Source organism: Cryptosporangium sp. NPDC051539, from assembly GCF_044454545.1.
Taxonomy (GTDB): Bacteria; Actinomycetota; Actinomycetes; order Mycobacteriales; family Cryptosporangiaceae; genus Cryptosporangium.
Genome location: NZ_JBITDV010000012.1, coordinates 21707 through 39475, shown reverse-complemented (window position 1 = coordinate 39475; position 17769 = coordinate 21707). Strand labels below are relative to the sequence as shown.

The 17769-nt window shown below is 71.3% G+C and carries 14 protein-coding genes and 1 riboswitch; of the genes, 7 read left to right on the top strand and 7 right to left on the bottom strand.

Features of this window, described 5'->3' with window-relative positions; all coding sequences use genetic code 11:
- Positions 1 to 292: 292 nt before the first annotated feature.
- From ACIBZJ_RS32300 to ACIBZJ_RS32280, 5 genes are all read right to left on the bottom strand, one after another.
- Positions 293 to 502: a cold-shock protein gene (locus ACIBZJ_RS32300; RefSeq protein ID WP_395936395.1), complete on the bottom strand. Its 210-nt coding sequence runs from the start codon at positions 500 to 502 to the stop codon at positions 293 to 295.
- 449 nt (positions 503 to 951) lie between these two features.
- A complete protein-coding gene (thrC, locus tag ACIBZJ_RS32295; protein WP_395936393.1) occupies positions 952 to 2223 on the bottom strand; it encodes a threonine synthase in 1272 nt (423 codons plus the stop codon).
- Between the two features lie 10 nt (positions 2224 to 2233).
- A riboswitch (SAM riboswitch) is annotated at positions 2234 to 2365 on the bottom strand.
- Positions 2366 to 2632: 267 nt separating this feature from the next.
- Positions 2633 to 3424 carry a sporulation protein gene (locus ACIBZJ_RS32290; RefSeq protein ID WP_395936391.1) on the bottom strand — a complete coding sequence of 264 codons (792 nt, stop codon included), beginning with the start codon at positions 3422 to 3424 and terminating at the stop codon, positions 2633 to 2635.
- 162 nt (positions 3425 to 3586) lie between these two features.
- Positions 3587 to 4456, bottom strand: coding sequence for an ABC transporter permease (locus ACIBZJ_RS32285; protein WP_395936389.1), 870 nt, complete (start codon positions 4454 to 4456; stop codon positions 3587 to 3589).
- Positions 4453 to 7266, bottom strand: a complete 2814-nt coding sequence (locus ACIBZJ_RS32280; RefSeq protein ID WP_395936970.1) for an alpha/beta fold hydrolase — start codon at positions 7264 to 7266, stop codon at positions 4453 to 4455. The genes ACIBZJ_RS32285 and ACIBZJ_RS32280 overlap by 4 nt, the downstream gene beginning before the upstream one ends.
- An 80-nt stretch (positions 7267 to 7346) precedes the next feature.
- On the opposite strand from ACIBZJ_RS32280, the gene ACIBZJ_RS32275 reads away from it, so the two are divergent.
- Genes ACIBZJ_RS32275 through ACIBZJ_RS32265 form a run of 3 tightly spaced genes read left to right on the top strand, consistent with a single transcriptional unit; the run spans position 7347 to position 12677 of the window.
- Positions 7347 to 8417: a hypothetical protein gene (locus ACIBZJ_RS32275; protein WP_395936387.1), complete on the top strand. Its 1071-nt coding sequence runs from the start codon at positions 7347 to 7349 to the stop codon at positions 8415 to 8417.
- A gap of 43 nt (positions 8418 to 8460) precedes the next feature.
- Complete coding sequence (locus ACIBZJ_RS32270; RefSeq protein ID WP_395936385.1) at positions 8461 to 10875, top strand: AAA family ATPase; 2415 nt, start codon at positions 8461 to 8463, stop codon at positions 10873 to 10875.
- A 50-nt stretch (positions 10876 to 10925) separates the two neighbouring features.
- Positions 10926 to 12677: a sensor histidine kinase gene (locus tag ACIBZJ_RS32265; protein ID WP_395936383.1), complete on the top strand. Its 1752-nt coding sequence runs from the start codon at positions 10926 to 10928 to the stop codon at positions 12675 to 12677.
- A gap of 45 nt (positions 12678 to 12722) precedes the next feature.
- On the opposite strand, the gene ACIBZJ_RS32260 is transcribed toward ACIBZJ_RS32265, so the two are convergent.
- A complete protein-coding gene (locus tag ACIBZJ_RS32260; protein ID WP_395936381.1) occupies positions 12723 to 13055 on the bottom strand; it encodes a DUF3263 domain-containing protein in 333 nt (110 codons plus the stop codon).
- 204 nt (positions 13056 to 13259) lie between these two features.
- Here ACIBZJ_RS32260 and nagA point away from each other — a divergent pair, with 204 nt between their 5' ends.
- Complete coding sequence (nagA, locus tag ACIBZJ_RS32255; RefSeq protein WP_395936379.1) at positions 13260 to 14396, top strand: N-acetylglucosamine-6-phosphate deacetylase; 1137 nt, start codon at positions 13260 to 13262, stop codon at positions 14394 to 14396.
- Between the two features lie 4 nt (positions 14397 to 14400).
- A complete protein-coding gene (locus ACIBZJ_RS32250; RefSeq protein WP_395936377.1) occupies positions 14401 to 15408 on the top strand; it encodes a Gfo/Idh/MocA family protein in 1008 nt (335 codons plus the stop codon).
- Here the strand turns inward: ACIBZJ_RS32250 and ACIBZJ_RS32245 are convergent.
- Entirely contained in the window at positions 15380 to 16153 is a 774-nt protein-coding gene (locus ACIBZJ_RS32245) for an NAD-dependent epimerase/dehydratase family protein (RefSeq protein ID WP_395936375.1), read from the bottom strand. The genes ACIBZJ_RS32250 and ACIBZJ_RS32245 overlap by 29 nt on opposite strands.
- A gap of 102 nt (positions 16154 to 16255) precedes the next feature.
- On the opposite strand from ACIBZJ_RS32245, the gene ACIBZJ_RS32240 reads away from it, so the two are divergent.
- A complete protein-coding gene (locus tag ACIBZJ_RS32240) occupies positions 16256 to 16738 on the top strand; it encodes a YbaK/EbsC family protein (protein WP_395936968.1) in 483 nt (160 codons plus the stop codon).
- The gene (locus tag ACIBZJ_RS32235) at positions 16735 to 17715 is read left to right on the top strand and encodes an LD-carboxypeptidase (RefSeq protein ID WP_395936373.1); all 981 of its coding nucleotides are present in this window, start codon (positions 16735 to 16737) and stop codon (positions 17713 to 17715) included. The genes ACIBZJ_RS32240 and ACIBZJ_RS32235 overlap by 4 nt, the downstream gene beginning before the upstream one ends.
- The last annotated feature ends 54 nt before the right edge of the window (positions 17716 to 17769 follow it).

The following is a 17769-nucleotide window of genomic DNA, read 5'->3' as shown; positions in this document are numbered from 1 at the left end:
GACCCCCTGCTGCCGGCACGGACCGGCCAGCGGGGAGCCTCACCTCCCCGACCCTTGGCACTCAAGACTACAGAGTGCCAATGCCCTGTTTAGCACTCGACCCAGGCGAGTGCAAGGAAACGCCCGGCGTCCGGGCAGCCACGGGAGGACGCGGCGAACACCGGCGCGGAGGGTCCGGCCGCCGCCGGCACGGATTGGGAATTGATTGCTCTGTCGCAGAAATGTTCCGCGGAATACAGACAGGGCCCGTTCCGGTCACCCCACCGGAACGGGCCCTGCTTCGAGTCTGCGTCTAGGACGCGGCGACGACCTGGACGTTTTCCGCCTGCGGACCCTTCGGGCCTTGAGTGACCTGGAAGTCGACCCGCTGGCCGTCTTCGAGAGCCTTGTACCCGTCCATCATGATCGCCGAGTAATGGACGAAGACATCAGCGCCGCCGTCGACAGCGATGAAGCCATAGCCCTTCTCGGAGTTGAACCACTTGACAGTGCCCTGCGCCACTGTGCACTTCCCTCGCCTGCTGTTGCCCGCGGAGACGCACTCCTTGACCATGCGCCCCGGGTCTTTCGTCCAAGAGCCCCGCACCGCAAACGCACGAACACTGGCAAGAACGAACTGCGACCGGTCAGGACGGTACCGGACCTCTAGGCAGTGCGAAAGTGACGCTTCGAAAAGCGCGTGCCCACTGGGGAAGTTTCCGGTGCCACGATTCCGACGCTACCCGGAAACGGCATTACTGCGTTTTCTCAGCAGAACCACCGCCCCCACTGGTCTGAGTAAGAGCTATCGCGGGGAATACGGATCCGGCGATTCCGCAACCGATTCAAAAACAAACTCCCGGCGATATGTAGGCGTTTGTTGCCGCTCCTACCGCGATGACTGGATCACCCACACACCAACGGCTCCGCCCGCGCAGGAGAACACCCGGGCGGAGCCGCCGACGAACGGGCTCAACCGAGCAGACCGGCCTCGCGCGCGCTGCGCAGCGACGGTGCGATGCGGTGCGTCGGCCCGACCTGGCTCTCGACCGCGTCGGCGGTCTTGAGCCCCTCGCCGGTGTTGAAGATGACGGTCTCGGCGTCCCGGTCGAGCGCGCCGTCCGCCACCAGCTTCTTCAGCACCGCCACCGTGACGCCACCGGCGGTCTCGCCGAAGATGCCGGTCGTCTCGGCCAGCAGCCGGATACCGGCGCGGATCTCGTCGTCGTCGGCCGCGGCGATCGTGCCGCCGGTGCGGCGGACGGTGTCCAAGACGTAGGGGCCGTCGGCCGGGTTGCCGATGTTCAGCGACTTCGCGATGCCGGTCGGCTTCACCGGCCGGACGACGTCCTGGCCCTCGGCGAACGCGGTGTAGACCGGGGAACAGCCGAGCGACTGGGCGCCGAACACCCGGTACGCCCGCTCGTCGACGAGGCCGGCCTTCACCAGCTCGCCGAACGCCTTGTCGATCTTGGTGAGCAGCGAACCGGAGGCGATCGGCACCACGACCTGGGGCGGCAGCCGCCAGCCGAGCTGCTCGGCGACCTCGTAGCCGAGCGTCTTCGAGCCCTCGGCGTAGTACGGCCGCACGTTCTGGTTGACGAACGCGGTCGACTCGAACGCCTCGTCTTCCTGGAGCTCGCTGGTGAGCCGGTTGACGTCGTCGTAGCTGCCGTCCACGGCGACCAGGCGCGGGTTGTAGACGGCCGAGGCGAGGATCTTGCTCGGCTCGAGGTCGGCCGGGATGAAGACGCTGGCCTGCCAGCCGGCGCGGGCGGCGTGCGCGGCGACCGAGTTGGCCAGGTTGCCGGTGGACGCGCAGGCCACCGAGCGGTAGCCGAGTCCCTTCGCCGCGGTCAGCGCGAGCGAGACGACGCGGTCCTTGAACGAGTGGGTCGGGTTGGCCGAGTCGTCCTTGACCCAGAGCGGGGCGTTCAGGCCGATCGCCTCGGCCAGCCGGTCGGCGCGCACCAGCGGCGTCAGGCCGGGGTTGAGGCTCACCCGGTCGTCCGGGTTCTGGCCGACCGGGAGCAGCGGCGCGTACCGCCAGATGTTCAGTGGCCCGGCTTCGATCTGCTCGCGGGTGACGCCGGCCATCGCGTCGGCGTCGTAGCCGACTTCGAGGGGGCCGAAGCACTCGGCGCACGCGTGGACCGCGATCAGCGGGTACTCGGCGCCGCAGTTGCGGCAGCGGAGGACGCGGGCCGGGCTGGAGGTGTCTCGGGCAGCGAGAAGTGACGTCATGGCGAGGCTTTCCTCATCTCTCCCGGATCAACCGGGACGGAGTTGGCACCTGTCACACCTCGCCTCGCTCGCGCGAACCGCATGGATGTGATGGTTGCCGGGGCTTCACCGGGCCGTGTCCCTCTGCCCCTCTGGATGAGTTGCTATGAAGTTGTGTCGCCTAGTTTACGGCGCGCGCTCCGATTCGTGTCCGGATCGCTCCCATCCCCTAGGAGTTACCTAGCTCACTGTGCCCACCCCCACACACAAAGCAGCGGGCGCCGCGCGAAGCGCGGCGCCCGCCGTTGCTTGAACCTGGAGCCCGCTCAGGACGGCGCTGACGCTCGAGCGGGCCGACGTCGTGACATTTAGCGGGGCGTCATGAGGAGGCCCGCTCGCGCGTCAGCGTCGTTCTGAGCGGGCCGCCCACTCAGTGAAAGAGGCCCCGGCGTTGGGTGAGGATTTGCAGGTGCTCGTGGAGCCACTGCTCCCAGTTGAGCTGCTCGGCGCCGGCGTACTGCACCGTGAAGCGGTTGTACGCGTCGCTGCCCGAGCTCAGGAACCCGCCTCGCTTGTCCAGCTCCAGCAGCACGTCCATCGACTGCGGGCCGGAGATGAACGTGACCTCGAGCTCGTTGATCGCGCCCGCGTACTGGTGCGCCGGGTAGAACTCGATCTCCTGGAAGAACGGTAGCCGCGAGCCGTAGAGCGTCCCCCGCTCCAGGTCAGCGCCCTTGAACTGGAAACCCAGCCGGCTGAACGCGTCCAGCAGCCGCGCCTGCGCCGGCAGCGGGTTCACCTGGATCGCGTCCAGATCGCCCTTGTCGAGCGCCCCGGCCAGCTCCAGCTCGGTCCGCACCCCCAGCTGCATCCCGTGCAGCGCGTATCCGTTGACGCTCGTGATCGGCGTCTCCCACGGCACGGCCAGCTCGAACGGCACCGCGTGGAACGCACCCGGCTGCAGGCTGAACCGATGCCCGAGGTGCAACCGCTGGAACGCCAGGTTCGTGTTGTGCTCGTAGTCGTCCCCGCCGAGCGTCTCGCCCTCGACCTCGACCCGGGCCACCAGCTCGAGCTCGACGCGGTCCACGACCATCTCGACGCTGCCGCCGCCGATCCGCACCTCGCCGCGGAGCACACCGCCCGGCTGCGTCTGCGGAGTGGCGAGCACGGTGTCGACGGACGCGCCGCCGCCGAACATCGCCGAGAGCTTCTTGAACATCACACGATCCTTTGCGTTGCCGAGTTTGTGGTGCTTACTCGTGGTCATATTCGCAGTTGCCGTCCCACAAAGGCACAGACTCGTCAGACATCGGACTAGTCATGCGTCGGCCGCATCGGTGCACCGCGCGCACCGCGACGGCGGCCGATTCGCCGAGACGGACTAGCTCACGATGTCTTTGCGAAGAAAACGCCACCACGCCAGTGACAGAAACACGGTCGTGTAGACGACCGCCGAAACCGTTCCCTTCACCATGTCTTCCGCATCGATCGGTGACGAGAGCAACGAGAGCCAAGCGGTTCCGTACCGAGTCGGCAGCAGCCCGCGCAGATCACCCAGTGCCGTGACCGCCTCGAGAATGTTCGAGACGATCCAGAGCATCACCGCTCCGCCCACCGCACCGAGCGGTGCGTCGGTGCGCACCGACAGGTAGAACGCGAGTCCGGCTACCGGCAACAGCGTGATCGCGATATACCCGACCGCCAGCAGAATGCGCCCGAGCGCTTCCAGCGCGGGGATGTCCGCCCCGAGTTGTGTCCGCAGCGGATGCCACCCGAACGCGATCGTCCCCGCGATCATCGCCACGGTCGGAAGCAGCAGCAGCGCGAATCCGCTGTAGGCGAGACCGACCGTGAGCTTCTGCCGGAGCAGACGCCCGCGCGGTACCGGCGACGCCAGCAGATAGCGCAGCGTCCCCCAGCTCGCTTCGCTGGCGACCGTGTCGCCGCAGAACAGCGCGACGACCACCAGCAGCAGGAACGTCGACGCCACGTACACGGCGAACAGCGTGAAGTTGGCGCCGCCCGCGGTGGCCACGTCGGCCAGGCTGGTACCCCCGTCGGCGGAGTTCGGGTCGTCGGGTACGCCGATCTTGAACGCCGCCACCAGGATCAACGGCAGCACGATCAGGAACCCGAGCGCGATCTGGGTCCGCCTCCGGGTCAGCTGCCGCGCGAACTCGGCCCGGAAGCTCAGCGTCCGGCCGGGCCGGCTGACGCTCGACGTCCGGCTCCGCCGGGATGTGACGCTCACTTGCTCTCCCCCACCAGCTCGAGGAACACGTCTTCCAACCGTCTGCGCGCGACCAGCCGCTCGACGCCGACCCCGGCGCCGACCAGTTCCCGCACGACGTCCCCACGTTCGGCACCGGCCAGCTCGACGACGAGCCCGTGACCGTTCGGCTGCACCACCGAGACGCCCGGCATCGCGCGCAGCGCGGCCATCGCCGCCTCCGAGTCGCCGGGCGAGACCTCGACCAGGACCGACCGGCCCTCGCCGACGATCTCGGCGACCGTCCCGGCCGCGACGCCGGTTCCCTTGCTCACGACGACGACGTGCGAGCAGACCTGTTCCACCTCGGCGAGCAGGTGGGACGAGACCAGCACCGCACGCCCGTCGGTCGCGTACCGGGAGAGCACGGCCCGCATCTCGGCGATCTGCGGCGGGTCGAGTCCGTTCGTGGGCTCGTCCAGTACCAGCAGGTCGGGCAGCCCGAGCATGGCCTGCGCGATCGCGAGCCGCTGACGCATGCCCTGGCTGTACGTCTTCACGTGCCGGTGCACCGCGGCGCCGAGGCCGGCGATCTCCAGTGCCTCGTCGAGGTGCGCGGACTCGGCGGGCCGGCCGGTCGCCTGCCAGTACCGGTGCAGGTTCTCGATCCCGGAGAGGTGCGGCAGGAAGCCGGGGCCCTCGACGAACGCGCCGATCCGCGACAGCACCGGCGCACCGGGCGCGATCCGGTGCCCGAACACGAGGATCTCGCCGCCGCTGGGTCGGATCAGCCCGAGCAGCATCCGCAGCGCGGTCGTCTTCCCGGCGCCGTTCGGCCCGAGCAGCCCGACGACCTGGCCCGGCTCGACCGTGAACGACAGATCGCGCACGGCCAGGTACCCGTCGCCATAGGCCTTCTTCAGACCCCGGACGGCCAGCGGCAGGTCCGCGGTGTCGGGGTCGACGGCGTCGGTCCGCCTGCGTGCGCGGACGATCAGCACCACGGTCGTCACCCCGAGAACGATGAGCACCAGCAGCCCGGCCAGCACCCAGAGCCAGGTGCCGGTGGCCTCGGCCACCGGCACCGGGGCCACCTCCGGCAGGTGCAGGCTGTTCGACGCGATCGCGACCTGGTAGACGGCGGGCGTCACCGGCCCGGCGAAGGCCTGGTCACTGGTGGAAACGACCAGGCGGACGCTGTGCCCGGACTCGAAACGGTGGCCGAGCATCGGCAGCGTGACCGTGACCGGCGCAACGCTGCCCAGCTGGTCGGCGGTGCGCGGGAGGCCGGTCAGCCGTACCGGGGCGACCGCGCCACCCGGCAGCGTGGCCCGCCCGTCCGCGTCGACGTCGTAGAGCTTGACGAAAAGGACGGCCTCGCCGGTCGGCGACACGGCCTGGAGCTGCACGGTCGGAGACCCGGCGACGTCGACCGACCGGCTCAGCTCGACGCCGCTGTAGCTGGCGAACTGACCCGGGACGTCGATGCCCGCGCTGGACAACCGGCTGGTGAGCGATCCGGCCCCGGGCAGGGACGAGAGCGCGGCCGGGGTGCCGTCCGGCGGGTTCGCGATCGGCTGCGGGTTGGGTCCGTAGAGCCGGACGCGATAGCCGCTGTTCTCCGGCGGATAGCGGTCGACCGTGTAGATCCGGGTCGTCGGCCGGGTGTCCCGGACGCTGATCGCCCCGGCGGTCGTGTAGCTGAACCGGTCGGAGGGGCTCGGCCCGGAGCCGCCCAGGTAGTGCTTCAGCCACTCGAGCGTCAGCGCGTCGACGCGGTCGGACTCGCGGGTCGAGGCGCTGGCGTCGTGGCCGCCCGCGTACCAGGCGACCTTCACCGGAGTGCCGTTCGCCGCGATGCCGCGGGCGTTGGCGTCCGCCTCGGACAGCGGGAACAACGTGTCGGCCTGGCCCTGGATCAGCAGCGTCGGCGCGGTGATCCGGCTCAGGATCCGGGCCGGGCTGGCCCGGTCGAGACGCTGGATGATCTCCGGCGTGGCCCGGCCGGTGGTCGCGGCCTGCAGGTAGAGGCGGCAGAGGTCGGGCGAGAACCGGCCGCACTGCACGAGTTCCTCGGCCTTGGCCGGGTCGACGCTGCTCGGGTCGATCTCGCCGTTCGCACTCTGACGAGCGCCGAGCAGAGCGGCCAGGTCGCCCGCGCTGGTGGCGCCGCCCGCGCCCGCGCTGCCGAAGAACAGCCCGGCCCAGGAGCGCTTGAACACGCCGTCGCCCGGTCCGCGGCCGGTGGACTCCGGGAAGAACGCGCCCGGCAGGTTGTTCCAGGTGATCTGCGGGACGATCGTGTCGACCCGCTTGTCGTAACCCGCGAGCAGCAGGCTCAGCGCGCCGCCGTACGAACCGCCCACCGCCGCCACCCGCGGGTCACCGGCGGCGTCCTGCTCGACGTCGTCGCGGTCGGCGAGACGGTCGATGAGCGCGCGGGCGTCGTTGACCTCGTAGTCCGGGTCGTCGAGCGAGATCGTGCCGCCGGAGCGGCCGAAGCCGCGGGCGCTCCAGGTCATCACGACGTAGCCCTGACCGGCCAGTTTGCGAGCCTGGGCTGCGACGCTGTCTTTGCTGCCGCCGAAGCCGTGGGCGAGCAGGACGGCCGGGACCGGGTGCTGCTTCGTCGCGCTCTCCGGCACGAAGAGCGCGGTGTCGAGCTGGATCGGCTGGTTGCGCTCCGGCCCGGATCGCACGGTGACCAGCCCGGACGTCGTCCGTACCGATTCACCGTCCGGCCAGCGGACCCATATGACCAGCGCGGCGACCGCGGCGATCACCGCAACCGTCGTGATGATCCGTCTCGTGGTGACCACAGCGCGCCATCCCGTGCGCGCCGGCCCCGGCATCCCTGTCACGCGCTCACCCTAGGTCGCCGTTCCTGAGAGAAAGCTGTTGCCGCGTAGCCGGGCTCTGCCAGGATCCCTGCGTGCTCACCACCCCCTTACGCCACATCGGCCTCTTCAGCGCCGCTCTCGTGTTGCTGGCGGGCGCCGGTTGCGCAGCGACCGCGGATCCCCACAAAAAGGTGGCCACGGACTACGTCGCCGTGTTCGCCGCCACCGCCGGCGCGGTACCGGGCAAGAGCACCACGGCGGCCGAACCCGATCTGATCGGCCCGCACCGAGGGTTGCGGATCACCGAGGTGTCCACCCTCGAGAAGGTCGACCAGGACGAAGCCGAGTTGGTCGGTCTCGACGGCGCGGTGGCCGCCGAAGACGGCTACGAACTCGTGTTCGCCTTGGTGACCGGGCTCAACGGCCGGTGGTACCGGGAGACCGCGGACGTCCAGGTCACGCTGGCCGCCGGATCGAAGACCGTCGATCTCCTCCCGGCGATGGCCGCCGGTGCGGTGTTCCCGGAGGGGAACAACGTGACCGACAAGAAAGTACTGGCGGTGAGCGTCCCCCGGGGCAAGCCCGCGACGATCCGGCTCGTGGACGCCGGTCGCACCCAGTCGTTCGACCTGCGCGCGGCCAAACGCGGCAACGACACGATCGCCGGTTACTACCCGCTGCGATCGGTGGACCAGCTCACGCCCTACGACGGCGTCGGCACCGCCACGAACGTCCTCGGCGAGAGCGACGACGACTACCACGTCGGTGTTTCGGTGAGCGCGGCCGCGATCGATCCCTACACGCCCGACCACGGCTGGGCCAAGGCCGGTCGGGCCTGGCTGACGCTCAGCAGCGTCAGCACGAGTTCCTCCATGACGGTCGAACTCGCCGCCGCGGTCTACCGCCTCGACACCGCCGAGGCGCTCACGCTCGTCACCGCCGACGGCAAGCGGATCGGCTTCGGCGACCAGAACGTCCCCTACGTGCAGATCGACGTCGGCAACGACGGTGGCCTGGTCGTCCTCGACGTGCCTGCCGATCTGACGTCGGCCACGCTGGAGGTGGACCCGATCGGGTCGTTCGACAAGTACGACGACGGCCGGACGAGCGCGTACTGGCAGAAGAAACCGGCCTCCGGAGGCATCCCGATCCGTTTCGGGTGAGGGCGGGACGGCCGGGTCTTGCCGGACGACGGAAACTTACAGAGTGACTTCAGAGGCGCCCTCGCTGACCCTGACCGCGAGTTTGCGATCGGCCGTGCTCGACGCGCGCCGGGGGGTGGTCCGCCTGCACCCCGAGGTGCTCGCCGCGCTCGACCTGCAGCCGGGCGATCCGGTTCTGCTGCGCAGCGCCGAGCGGACCTCGGCCGGTATCGCCGCGCTCAGCGAGCCGAATTCGGCACGCGGCCTGTTGCTGGCCGACGACCTGATGATGGGCAACCTGCGGGTCCGCGACGGTGCGCCGGTCGAGGTCAGCGCCGCACCGGTGCAGGGCGCCCGGTCGGTCACGGTGTCCGGGGACCCCACGGTGGTCGCCGCCGTCTCGCCGGAGATGCTCCGGCTGGCGCTCCTGAGCAAGGTGATCACCAGCGGGGACGACGTCTCGCTGCTGCCGCAGGACCTCGACCGGGCCCACCCGCATCGCCCGCTGGTCGAGTCCGCCCGCCGGAGCCTCTCCAACACGGTCGGCAGCGGCTGGACGGCCGCGCTGCTCACGGTCGTCGCGTGTGAGCCGGAGACCGCCGCGCTGATCACCCCGGAGACCGTCGTCACCTGGTCCGAGACGTCCGGCGGCGCGGTCTGGTCCCGCTCCGCGACGAGCCCGGGTTTCCCGACCCGTACGCGTTTCGCGCCCCGCCCGGCGGGCACTCCGGGCTCACCCAGCGGCCTCGGCGTTCCGGTCCCGTCCACCGGCGGAACCTTCCCCTCCCCAGGGGCGGCCGGGGCCGCCGGGACGGCCGCCAGCAGCGAGACCGCCGCGGCCCGTAACGTCCGGATGAGTACGCAGACCGACGAACTACGGCGGGTGTTCGCGGAGCCCGGCGCCGCGCTCGACGAGGAGCCGCGGCCGACCGAAGACCTGGTCGGCCTGCGCAGCCAGGCCGCCCACCTGAAGGAGCTGTTCGACCTCGCGTTCCACCACCGCGAGGTGCTCGACCGCCTCGGGACGAGCGTGCAGCTCGGCGTGCTGATCACCGGTCCGGCCGGCGCGGGGAAATCGACGCTGGTGCGGTCGGTGGCGCAGGCCACCGGTGCCGCGGTGCTGCGGATCTGGTGCCCCGGCCTGGCCGCGGTCGCGCCGAACGCGGCCGCGGACGCGTTGCGGCAGGCAGCCGCGCGGGCCCAGGCCGATCAGCCGGCGGTACTGCTGCTCAACGACGTCGAGGCGCTGGCGCCCCGCACCGACCCGGGCCCGCTGGCCACCGTGCTGGTCCAGCTGATCGCCGGCCTGGTGGGCGACGGGAAGACCGCGGTCGTGTGCACGACCAGCCGCCCCGAAGACGTCGACGCCGGTCTGCGGCGCCCGGGCGTACTCGACTCCGAGCTCCGGGTGCCGATGCCCGACTCGACCGAACGCCGTGACCTGCTCGCGCTGTTCACCCGCGAGCTCCCGGTCGCCGAAGACGTCTCGCTCGACGACATCGCGGCCCGCACGCCGGGGTTCGTGGCCGCCGACCTGGCGACGCTCGTCCGCGAGGCCGGGGTGCGCGCCGCGATCCGGCAGCGGGACGCCGACACCCCGCAGATCGCGCGAGCCGACCTGGACGCGGCCCGGCAATCCGTGCGGCCCACCTCGATGGCGGAATCCACGCTGGAGGTCGCGTCCCTGAGCCTCGACGACGTCGGGGACATGAAAGAGGTCAAGGAGGCGCTCACCGAGTCGGTGCTCTGGCCGTTGCGATACCCGGACACGTTCACCCGGCTCGGCGTCGACCCGCCGCGGGGGGTGCTGCTCTACGGGCCACCCGGCTGCGGCAAGACGTTCCTGGTGCGGGCACTGGCCGGCACCGGGCAGGCCAACGTGCTCGCGGTGAAGGGCGCCGAACTGCTGACGAAGTGGGTCGGCGAGAGCGAGCGGTCGGTGCGCGAGCTGTTCCGCCGGGCCCGCGAGGCCGCGCCGACGCTGATCTTCCTCGACGAGGTCGACGCGCTGGCGCCGGTCCGCGGCCAGGCGACCGACGGCGGCACCACCGACCGGGTGGTGGCCGCGCTGCTCACCGAACTGGACGGCGTCGAGGGCCTGCGCAACGTCGTGGTGGTCGGCGCCACGAATCGGCCGGACATGGTCGATCCGGCGCTGCTGCGGCCCGGCCGTCTGGAGCGGCTGGTGTTCGTGCCGCCGCCGGACGCCGACGCCCGGGCCGACATTCTCCGTGCTGCCGCCCGGAAGGTGCCCCTCACACCCGAGATCGACCTGAACGCCGTAGCCGGAGAACTCGACGGGTTCTCCTCCGCCGACTGCGCCGCGCTGGTGCGGGAGGCCGCGCTGGCCGCGATGCGGGAGTCGATGGACACCGCCGAGGTGACCGCCGATCACCTGCGTACGGCCCGCGGGAAGGTCCGTCCGTCGCTCGACCCGGCTCAGGTCGCGCATCTGGCCGCGTACGCCGAGAAGCGCTGACCCCCATTCGGGGGCGGCGCCGCGATTGGAACCACCACTACGATCCGCGCGTGAGCATGCGCGCGGTGCTGCCGGTGCCCGGGCATACCGGTCGCGCGATCCTGGCCGGGCTCGGCACCGGGCTGCTCACCGTGGTCTGCGGCGCACCGTACTGGTCGCACCACGTGGCCGGCGCGGTGGTCTCGGTCGTGGCGTCGTTCGCGTTCGGCGCGGCCGGTGGCCTGCTCGCCGGTACCGGCGACACCCGCAGCCGGAGTGGTGTGCTGCTCCTGGTCGCGGCCGTGTTCACGGCGTTCACCTGGCTCTCCATCTTCGACGTCGGGATCTTCCCGGTGTTCGCGATCTTCAGCGAGGGAGTCGGCATCACCGCCGCCGGCGCCGCCGTGCTGGTGTACCCGGTCGGTCACCTCACCGGCCGGGCCGAGCGCTACTGGGTCTACGCGGCGATCGAGGTGCTCGTCGTCCAGGAGTTCCTGGTCGAGTTGGTCTCGCGCCCGCAGTGGAACGGCAACTCCGCCGACGTGTTCTGGCCCACGCTGGTGCCGGACCGGTGGCTGTTCGACCGTCTGATCCCGACGAACATCGGGCTGCAGGCCGTGCTCGCGGTCTGGTACGTGGCCCTGCTGATCCGCCGCGGACGACGACTGTCCCGCAACGAGCGCCCGGCGATGATCCCGGTGCTGGTCGCGACCGCCATCGTCGCCGTGGCCGCGACCGTCACGCTGCGAACGAACGCCTGGACCAGCCTCGAGGCGCTGATGTCGTTCTACGTCGTCCAGGACACGGTCGCGGTCGTGCTGCCGCTGGCCGTGCTCTCGGGTGCGCTCCGCGAGCGCTGGTGGGAGGTCGACGCGCCGCTCCGCGTCGTCCGGATGACGTCGGCGAGCACCTCGGTCGCCCGGGTGCGGGAGGCACTCGCGCACGCCCTGCGCGACCCGACGCTGACGCTGCTGTTCTGGGTGCCCACCGAGGAGAGCTTCGTCGACTCCGCCGGACGGCTGGTCGAGCTGCCGTCGCCGGAGCCGTCCCGGTGGCTGATCGAGACGCGCACCGACGATCACACCCCGCTGGCGGTGATCGAGTTGGACGGCGCGCTGCGAGGGCGGCCCGCACTCGTGGACGCGGTGCTCCGGGCCGGCAGCCAGGCCCTGCTCACCGCCCAGCTCCAGGCGGCCGCGACCGCACACCTCCAGCAGGTGCACGCCGCCCAGGCCCGGGTCGAGGAGCGGGAGATCGCCGAGCGTCAGCGACTCGAGAACGACCTGCGCGCCGGCGCGCAACAGCAGTTGGTCGCGCTCTCGGGTCAGCTCGAGCAACTGGCCGCGGACACGCCGCTGGACTCGGTGCGCTCGGTCGCCGTCGCCTGCCACGCCGAGGTGCACGCGGCGCTGGAAGACCTGCGTGCGCTGGCCCAGGGGCTGCACCCGCCGGTGCTCCGGACCGACGGGCTCGGCCCCGCGCTGGAGACGGTCGCCGGTCGGCTGGGGCTCGCCGTCGATCTCGCGGTGAGCGCCCGGCGGCAACCTCCCGCGGTCGAGGCCACCGCCTACTTCGCACTCTGCGAGGGCTTGACCAACGTGGCCAAGTACGCCCCGGACGCCTCCGTCCGGATCGTCATCACCGAGGTCGACGGCTGGCTGCACGGTCTGGTGGCCGACGACGGCCCCGGTGGGGCCCGGGTCGTCCCCGGTGGTGGCCTGGCCGGTATCACCGATCGCACCCGCGCGCTGCACGGGTGGGCCGCCGTCGAGAGCGACCCCGGGGCCGGTACCCGGCTGCGGGTCGGCCTTCCCTGCGGCTAGAGACACTGCGGACGCGTGCCCGCTGGGCACGCGTCCGGACAGGCGTTAGAGGCGCACGCCGAGGCGGCGGGCCGAACGCTGGCGCTGACGTTGCGCCCGGACGCGACGGAGCCGCTTGACCAGCATCGGGTCGTGCACGAGCGCGTCGTGCCGATCGATCAGCGCGTTCAACAACTGGTAGTACCGGGTCGCCGACATCGAGAACTGGTCGCGAATCGCTTGCTCCTTGGCACCGGCGTACTGCCACCACTGCCGTTCGAACGCCAAGATCGCTAGTTCTCGCTCGGTCAATCCCGTATCTTCCGGCCCGGCATACTCGGCGGCTTCATCAGGTTCATCAGCCTCGTCGAGCGGCGCCGGGACGTGGGTGTGGTCCATGAACTCCTCGTCCCTCCTCCGGACCCATCGGCGACGACGATGAACCGGATGACCCTGTGTGGCGCGGCAGCGTCCCCACTGTAGCCATGCGAGCGGCTCCGGACGGGGCTCTGTGAACAGTCTGGCGGGACGCTGATGCCCGCGGTCGGATACAACTGGCCGAAGGTACGATGACCTACCGTCATGAACTGCGTAAGGAGCGGCATGACCGTCCTGTCCGACGCCACGCTGGTGTCACCGGTCGGGGTCGTGCAGGGCGGTTGGGTGGCCGTTCAGTCGGGAAAGATCACCGCGATCGGCGGCCCCGAGCGGGCCTTGCCGCGCGACTCCGACGTCCTTGACCTGGGTGGACGGTGGATCACCCCGGGCTTCGTCGACCTGCATGTCCACGGTGGTGGGGGCCAGAGTTACTGCTGCGCCCAGCCGGACGCGATGGCCGCGATCGGCACGCTGCACCGCGTTCACGGGACGACGTCGGCGCTCGCGAGTCTGGCCGCCGCGCCGGTGGACGAGATGGCCAGGGCGGCGTCCGCGCTCGCGCAACTGGCCGAGGCCGGTGCGGTGGCCGGCATCCACGCCGAGGGCCCGTTCCTCTCCCCCGCGCACGCCGGTGAGCAAGACCCGGCGTCGATGATCGCGCCCGACGCGGACACACTGCAGCACCTGATCGACGCGTGCCGCGGGCACCTGCGGGTGCTGACGCTGGCGCCGGAGCTGCCGGGGGCACTCGAGCTCGTGAAGCGGGCCGTCGACCAGGGTGTGCTGGTCGCGATCGGGCACACCGGCGCCGGCTACGAGCGGACGCTGGCCGCGATCGACGCCGGCGCGACGCTGGCCACCCACCTGTTCCACGCCCAGCCCGGGCCGCAGCAGCACGAGCCGGGGGCCGTCGGCGCGCTGCTCGAGCACCCGGACGTCGTCGTGCAGCTGATCGCGGACGGCATCCACGTCCACGACGCGCTGCTGGCGATGGCGTTCCGGCTCTGCGGTCCGGAGCGGATCGCGCTGGTCACGGCCGCGATGGCCGCGGCGGGTTCCGGCGACGGCCGGTACCAGGTCGGGCCGCGGTCGGTCGAGGTCCGGGGCGGGGTGGCGCTGATCGAGGGCAGCGGCGCCACCGCGGGCAGCACGCTCACCCAAGACGCCGCCCTGCGCCGGGCCGTCGACGCCGGGGTGCCGCTGATCGATGCGGTGACCGCGCTGAGCTCGACACCGGCCCGGGCGATCGGCATCGCGAACCGGGTGGGCGCGCTGGTACCCGGCCTGGACGCCGACCTGCTGGTTCTCGGCCCCGACCTGGAAGTCGACGCGGTGATGATCGGCGGGGGCTGGCTACCCTGACCCGGTGACCACACCGCTGCGCTGGGGCATTCTCGGTACCGGGGGCATCGCCCGGGCATTCACCTCCGACCTGCTGACGCTGCCCGATCACGAGGTCGCCGCCGTGGGCTCGCGGGCTGCCGGAACCGCTGAGGCGTTCGCGTCAGCGCACACCGGAGCGGGTCGGCCGGTGCCACGGGCGCACGGCTCGTACCAGGCGCTGGCCGACGACCCGGACGTCGACGTGATCTACGTCGCCACGCCGCACTCGGGCCATGCCTCCGCTGCGCTGACCTGTATCGCCGGCGGCAAGGGCGTGCTGGTCGAGAAGCCGTTCACGATGGACGTCACCGAGGCCGACGAGGTCATCTCGGCCGCCCGCGCCGCCGGGGTGTTCTGCATGGAAGCGATGTGGACCCGGTTCAACCCGGCGATCACCCGGATCCGCGAGTTGCTCGCCGAGGGCGCGATCGGCGAGGTCCGGACCGTCGAGGCCGACTTCGGGTTCCCGGCCGACTACGACCCGGCCGGGCGGCTGTTCGCTCCCGAGCTCGGCGGCGGCGCGCTGCTCGACCTGGGCATCTACCCGATCTCGCTGGCGTCGATGATCCTCGGTGAGCCCTCGACGGTGCTGGCCACCGCCGGCCTCGCGCCGACCGGCGTCGACGCGAACACCGGAATCCTGCTCGGGTACGCGTCGGACGCGGTGGCGGTGCTGCACTGCTCGCTGAGCGGGCTGAACCCGACCCGGGCCTCGATCACCGGCACGACCGGCCGGATCGAGATCCCGCCGACGTTCTTCCGCCCGGAGTCGTTCACGCTGGTCCGGCGCGACGCCGAGCCGGTGACCGAGGAGTTCGTCCTGCCCGGCCTCGGCTACACGTTCCAGGCCGAGGAGGTCGCCCGCCGCATCCGGGCTGGTGAGACCGAGTCCCCGCTGATGACGCTCGACGAGACCCGCTCGATCATGCGGACGCTCGACCGGGCCCGGACGTCGATCGCGTTCAACGCTCACCCAACGGCATCGTCGTGAACGGGCCGCCGACCAGGTCGGTGGGCTCACCCGTCACCCGGTCGGCGTAGGCCTCGGCGTCGTCGGCCGGGTGGTAGCCGATCGCCTCGCCCTCGGACAGCGACCACCAGTTCCGGGTGTTCGCCGACACGCCCCAGACCTGCCGGAAGCCCGGCGACGGCGCGCTCAGCGACGCCTCGACCAGCCGGGCGGCGTCGTCGAGCGAGAGCCACGTGGACAGCGAACGGACGTCCGGCGGCGTCTCCCGGCAGGTGCCGATCCGCAGCGCGACGACGTCCATCCCGAACCGGTGGTGGTAGAGCTGCCCCATCGACTCGCCGACGGTCTTAGACCAGCCGTACCAGGTGTCGGGCGCGAACGGGACGTCGGCGGGCAGGGGCCCGTCGCCCCGGCGGACGAAGCCGACCGCGTGGTTCGAGCTCGCCAGCACGATCCGGGTCACCCCGTGCTGCCGCGCGCCCTCGAACACGGTCCGCGTGCCGCCGACGTTGACCGCGACGATGTCCTCGTACGGTGCCTCACCCGAGTGGCCGGCCAGGTGCACGACCGCGTCTGCTCCGGCGCAGGCGTCGGCGAGCGCGGCGGCGTCGGTGACCGAGGCCTGCACGATCTCCTCCCCGGCGGCGGCGCCACCGAGCGGTGCGGTGTCGAGCAGGCGCAACGTCCGCCCCGGCCGGGCCATCCGGGTCCGCAGGGCCGACCCGATCAGTCCGGCCGCTCCGGTCAGCAGCACCACACCGGTCATCTGCGTCCTCACATCCGTGGTTGGGTATTCCGAGAACCGATCGGAGGATCGCACGTGACCGAGAAGTTGGATTGGCTGCCCGCCGCTGACCACCCGGCCTTGATGGCAGCGCCGGTTGCCGGTGTCCTGAAGACGCTCGACGGTGCGGTCCGGGTCGCGGCGATCGACCCGACCGACGCCGACACCGAAGCGTTCTGCGCGCGGTACGGCGAGCCGCTCGACGAGTCGGCGAACTGCGTGGTCGTGGCGGGTAAGCGGGGCGGCGTCGTCAAGTACGCGGCCTGTCTGGTGCTGGCCACGACGCGGGCGGACATCAACGGGCTGGTCCGCAGGCACCTCGACGTCCGCAAGGTGTCGTTCGCACCGCTGGACGAGGTGGTGGAGATCACCGGGATGGCCTACGGCGGAGTGACCCCGCTCGGCCTGCCGGCCGAGTGGCCGGTGCTGATCGACGCGGCCGTCGCGGCCGCGCCGGAGGTGGTGATCGGCAGCGGACTGCGCGAATCGAAGATTCGCATCGGCGGAGCGACGCTGGCCGCGCTGCCGGGCGCGGAGGTCCTCGACGGGCTGGGCCTGGCCCGGTGACGACGCTGCCGCCGCGGTTGAAGGCCGGTGACCGCATCCGGGTGATCGCGCCTTCGACGTCGACGAACCTGATTTCGGACGCCAACCGGGCCGCCGCCGTGGAGCGGCTGACCAGCGAGTTCGGATTCGAGATCTCGTTCGGCGCGCACGCCGGTGAGACGGGTCCGCTGGGCACCGGGCCGGTCGCCGCACGGGTGGCCGACCTGCACGCGGCCTTCGCCGATCCGGAGATCGACGGAATCCTCACGGTCATCGGCGGCTACCATTCCAACCAGTTACTGCCGCACCTCGACTACGACCTGATCCGGTCGAACCCGAAGGTGTTCTGCGGGTTCTCCGACATCACCGCGCTGCAGTGCGCGCTGCTGGCGCGGTCGAACCTGATCACGTACTCGGGGCCGCACTTCTCGACGTTCGCGATGCGCGAGTACAACGAGGCGACGATCGAGGCGTTCCGCGGTGCGGTGTGCACCGACGGCGCGATGAGCTGGCGGCCGGCGACGACCTGGACGGACGACGAGTGGTACCGGGGGCAGGAGAGGGCTGCTCCGGCCCACAACGAGGGCTGGTGGGTGCTGCAGCCGGGGGTCGCCAACGGCCCGTTGATCGGCGGCAACCTGGGCACGATGAACCTGCTGCAGGGCACGCCGTACTGGCCCGACCTGGACGGGGCGGTCGTGGTGGTCGAGGACGACTTCGAATCGTCCGTGCACGACTTCGCCCGCCGTCTGACGTCGCTGCTGCAGACCGGCATCGCGGTGCGCGGAATGGTGATCGGCCGGTTCCAGCGGCAGACCGGGATGACCCAGGAGCTGCTGCGCGAGATCGTGACGACCGCGCCGCAACTCGCCGGCGTCCCGGTGCTGGCGAACGTCGACGTCGGGCACACGAACCCGCTCTACACGTTCCCGGTCGGGGGGTCGTGTTACCTGGCCGCAGAGCCGGGCGCGGTCGAGATCGTGCTGACCAGGCATTAGTTAGCGACCTGAGCGCTCCCGTCGGACGCCTGAACGACACTTGGACGCCCGAGG

Bases quoted from the DNA above. Each gene is read 5' to 3' on its own strand.
- nagA (WP_395936379.1), top strand. From the start codon at position 13,260: ATGACCGTCCTGTCCGACGCCACGCTGGTGTCACCGGTCGGGGTCGTG.
- ACIBZJ_RS32280 (WP_395936970.1), bottom strand. From the start codon at position 7,266: ATGCCGGGGCCGGCGCGCACGGGATGGCGCGCTGTGGTCACCACGAGA.
- ACIBZJ_RS32290 (WP_395936391.1), bottom strand. From the start codon at position 3,424: ATGTTCAAGAAGCTCTCGGCGATGTTCGGCGGCGGCGCGTCCGTCGAC.
- ACIBZJ_RS32240 (WP_395936968.1), top strand. From the start codon at position 16,256: ATGGCAGCGCCGGTTGCCGGTGTCCTGAAGACGCTCGACGGTGCGGTC.
- thrC (WP_395936393.1), bottom strand. From the start codon at position 2,223: ATGACGTCACTTCTCGCTGCCCGAGACACCTCCAGCCCGGCCCGCGTC.
- ACIBZJ_RS32260 (WP_395936381.1), bottom strand. From the start codon at position 13,055: ATGGACCACACCCACGTCCCGGCGCCGCTCGACGAGGCTGATGAACCT.
- ACIBZJ_RS32245 (WP_395936375.1), bottom strand. From the start codon at position 16,153: ATGACCGGTGTGGTGCTGCTGACCGGAGCGGCCGGACTGATCGGGTCG.